Origin of the sequence: Candidatus Igneacidithiobacillus taiwanensis, from assembly GCF_031962545.1 — a bacterium.
GTDB classification, from domain to species: domain Bacteria; phylum Pseudomonadota; class Gammaproteobacteria; order Acidithiobacillales; family Acidithiobacillaceae; genus Igneacidithiobacillus; species Igneacidithiobacillus taiwanensis.
In genome coordinates this window covers 1-3,688 of the sequence record NZ_JAVRKK010000179.1, presented here as the reverse complement: position 1 = coordinate 3,688, position 3,688 = coordinate 1, and the positions used below count along the sequence as shown (strand labels likewise).

Annotated in this window: 4 protein-coding genes; 3 read left to right on the top strand and 1 reads right to left on the bottom strand. The window is 47.0% G+C overall.

Annotation, left to right across the window (positions count from 1 at the left end; translation table 11 throughout):
- From RTI30_RS13235 to RTI30_RS13225, 3 genes are all read left to right on the top strand, one after another.
- On the top strand, window positions 1-240 hold a 240-nt coding region (locus tag RTI30_RS13235; RefSeq protein WP_312284001.1), incomplete at its 5' end, for a hypothetical protein.
- A 64-nt stretch (window positions 241-304) separates the two neighbouring features.
- Window positions 305-1,579, top strand: a complete 1,275-nt coding sequence (locus RTI30_RS13230; protein ID WP_312284000.1) for a porin — start codon at window positions 305-307, stop codon at window positions 1,577-1,579.
- A gap of 85 nt (window positions 1,580-1,664) precedes the next feature.
- The gene (locus tag RTI30_RS13225) at window positions 1,665-2,354 is read left to right on the top strand and encodes a hypothetical protein (RefSeq protein WP_312283999.1); all 690 of its coding nucleotides are present in this window, start codon (window positions 1,665-1,667) and stop codon (window positions 2,352-2,354) included.
- A gap of 43 nt (window positions 2,355-2,397) precedes the next feature.
- On the opposite strand, the gene RTI30_RS13220 is transcribed toward RTI30_RS13225, so the two are convergent.
- Window positions 2,398-3,159 carry a glycosyltransferase family 9 protein gene (locus RTI30_RS13220; RefSeq protein ID WP_312283998.1) on the bottom strand — a complete coding sequence of 254 codons (762 nt, stop codon included), beginning with the start codon at window positions 3,157-3,159 and terminating at the stop codon, window positions 2,398-2,400.
- Between the last annotated feature and the right edge of the window lie 529 nt (window positions 3,160-3,688).

The window sequence follows — 3,688 nt, the reverse complement described above, 5'->3', positions numbered from 1 at the left end:
ACAACGCCGAACGGCCACACCATCGACTCGGACAGAAACCACCGCTATCCTTCCTCCTCCAACATCTACCACAGTGCCAAAGGTGGTGGACGCATACATTGGCTTGTTTCTGCCAAGAGATTGATCTTACAATTTCTTGAAGTCATGACCCCTCTTCAGGTCTGGCTCCTCCCGACAATGGCAGCTTTTTGGCTGCCATTGTTTTTTGGTTGCTTGCGGTTTTCTTATGTTGTTGTATAGTTAATACATGGTGTTGTGTTGCAGCGCCTAGAAGCCGTTCAGGTTTTATTGAGGAGGAGTAAAAATGAAGAAGAATTTCATTATGTTAGCTGTCGCGGCAGCTCTGGTTGCCCCTGTATGTGCTATGGCTGCTGATAGCAGCAACAACGATTCCCAGACTGGTCCTGTTCTATACGGCTATGCCCAAATTACCGGGGCCCAGCAGTTTGGTACTTCTATGAATGGAAATACCTCTGGCTCTAATGGATTGGTCTTTGGTGCTAACCGAATCCGCTTGGGTGTCAAGGGTGAAGCTGCCACGGGCGTGACCTACAATATTATGGCCGGTTGGGATAATGCAGCCATTAGTGGTAATAACGCCGGTAATGCAAACCTTCCTGGGTATTCCACGAACGATCTAAACGATGGTCTGGGTAATGGTGGAAATGCCTCCATTATTGACGCATGGATCAACTATGCCCCAGTTCCCTTTGTGCAGCTGGAAGTGGGCAAATTCAAGCAGCCTGTTGGTAATGAGTATGTAGATGTGGAAGGTAACTCATTGCCCTTCATCTTCCGGAGTATGAGTCAGTCTTTGCTACCTGGACGTTCTGCCGGCGCTATGTTGCACGCCAACAATGTCATGGGTACAGGCATTGGCTATGCTGTTGCCATTGCGGATGAGAGCTCCCTGGATTATGGATCCGCTTATAATTGGGAAGTGAGTGGTGCTCAACCATTTGGAAGCGGGCAGGGTGGTTTTTTAAATGGTAATGGTGGGTATCTTGCTTCTGCTCGCTTGACCTATGATTTTATGGGACCTTTGTTACATGCGGAGGTTAGCGGTGCGCGGATGACGTTGCCAGAGACCGCAAACACTCTTGGTGTATATTCCAATGTAGATTCATTATACACTTGGAATGTAGGTGTGCATGGCGGTCTGATGGGGATTCACTATGTTGCTGGTTACACGAACCTGCATACAGGAGAGACTCGAAATGGCATGCCTGGTTACGGGGCCCAAGACTGGAACGTTGGTTTGGCTGCTAACCTGCATACCATGGGCTTTACTCCATCGTGGTTAGACATTGAGCCTGCCGTACGTTTCGATTCCTATAGTTATAATAACTATGCTGGAACCGATGCTAAGCTCGACAATACCACTGTAGGCCTGAATTACTATGTCAATCCGAACAATCCTCATGCGGCGGAGATTCAGGTGAACTACATCATCCCAAGCGCACGGGATGGGAAATGGGGTGCTAACGCAGACTCTGGCTCCCTGTTCGGTGGCAACGGCGCCCCCATCAACGGTATGGCCTACAACACGTTGATGTTGCAGTTCCAGGCCGGATTCTAAATATCGTTCTGTAGTACAATGAAGGCCACCATCTTCGGATGGTGGCCTTTCTGTTTCCATTTCCGCTGAAGGAAGATCTTAACCAATGTCACTCATCAAGATAACCGCCGATGATGACAAGATTCTGCGAGAGCGTGTCTTATGCATGATGGACCTACGCAATGAAAAGCTTACGCAGGTAGCTAGAACACTCAATCTAGATTCGGGTGGATTGTCCGGATGGGTAAATGGAGGAATACAAAGTCGGCTATCAACCGAAAAAAAGAGGTTATTATCAGAATATTTAGGCCTGTTACACGGATTTCTAGCGCCAAACAAGATGCATATATGGAATACAGATTCGGAAACAATAGAGAAAGCCATGCCCTTGTTGGTGAGCAAAGAACTGTTAAATGGAATACGGATAGTCCCAATGTATTCTGGTGGGCAACCAGTATCCTGCGCATTCCTTTCATCATTTATAGATGATTACTTTGTTGTTATAGCAGAACCAAGAAATAGCTCTCTCCACCCTCCAATAGTTAATCCCAAGAAATCAGGATGGGGAATTTTGGAAAATCACGCTCTTTTTTCAACAGCAGAGTATAGTGATCTAAAAAAGACAGAAGATGGAAATATTTCTGAAGCCTACTTAAAAATAATGATTCGTTCTATGACTGAGATAAATTCATCAATGATTGATTGGGTTATCCTGGTAAAAGAAGCTGTAATGGCTGGGGTAACAATAGAAGAGGCAAAAGAAAGACTGTTCACCTCTAAAACTTCCCATTCGTAAGCTATGGGATGAGTTGAATGAGTACGGGGAGTCACGCTTCAACTTAAAATCTCCCAATGGTAGAGGCTGCATTAACTACTTGATTTGGATTTAAATATTCCATGCATCGCGCCGATCGGCAAGTATCAAAATCCGGGTGATTGATGCAGGGACTGCAGGACAGGTTTGTGCGCAATACCGTTATCCGATCCTTTTTACAGCTCAAAGGCCCTGTCAACTCTGGATCCGTTGGTCCGAAAAGTGAGATGACCGGCGTTCCTAAAGCTGCTGCCAGGTGGGAGGGACCAGTGTCACTGGAAACCAAGAAGTTGGCCTTGGAGATGATTTCCATGAGTTCTGGCAAGGAGGTATGACCACACAGATTTAATATACGAGGGGAGGCTGCGGCTATACTATCAACGTACGACATTTCCTTTGGCTCACCGACTAGGACTACTTGAAGGTCTGGGAAGTATTCGCTCAAAAGGCCAATCAGTGTCCGCCAGTGTTTTATTGGCCAGGAACGGAGCGCTGGCTTGTTTCTGGCCACCAAGCTATTTCCTGGGTGGAGTACGCAATAATTACCATGGATTCCGAAGCGTTCGAACGAGTTTATACTCTCATCTGACACTACCAGCGTTGGGCAGGCGCTCAGTGCGAGTTCCTGGGGAACGCAGAACGATAATACTTGCCGCAGATAAGAAACAGCATGAGTCGCCATTGGCGGAACGTCTTTCAATACATCCCGTGCAATGACTTTCTTATGAGCGATGATTCGCGCCATAAGAGGTAAAAAATCCGTACCGGTTTCCAGATCAACCGCCAAGTCGTACGGCTTCTTCCGAGACCATGAAAGAACATTGCGTTTTGCCTTGGTTAAGACAATTGGTAAACTGCGATGGTGAATCTGGAATATATTTCGAATCCTCGGGTCGTGACGAAAAAGGCCCTCCATACCGCGATGGATGAGCAAGTCTATTTCTACGTCCGGACCATAATGTTGGCGCAATGGTTCGATCGCGCTAGTTGCCCATATAGTATCCCCAAGGCGCCCCGCACGAATCAGTAGGATGCTCTTTGAGTTGTTTGGTGCTAGCAATTTGGCAGTCTCTTAGTCATTTCGGTGATGTATGTTATGACATAGAGACTTCAACTTTGAAGTGCAATACTCACATATCATAGTGACCGATCCGGTTAACAGACTTTTGGTGCCCTATGTGCTGGGCGTGATGCGGTATTCCGGGAGCAGCAAAGGGGGCCGGCTCAAAAATGAAGTGCAACACCTTTGGTCCAAGGAGACTGGAGGTGAACAATGGGCAACCACTATCAGCACTTGAGTATGGATGAGAGAAACC

Coding starts and splice junctions, on each gene's coding strand:
- RTI30_RS13230 (WP_312284000.1), top strand. CDS start 305: ATGAAGAAGAATTTCATTATGTTAGCTGTCGCGGCAGCTCTGGTTGCC.
- RTI30_RS13225 (WP_312283999.1), top strand. CDS start 1,665: ATGTCACTCATCAAGATAACCGCCGATGATGACAAGATTCTGCGAGAG.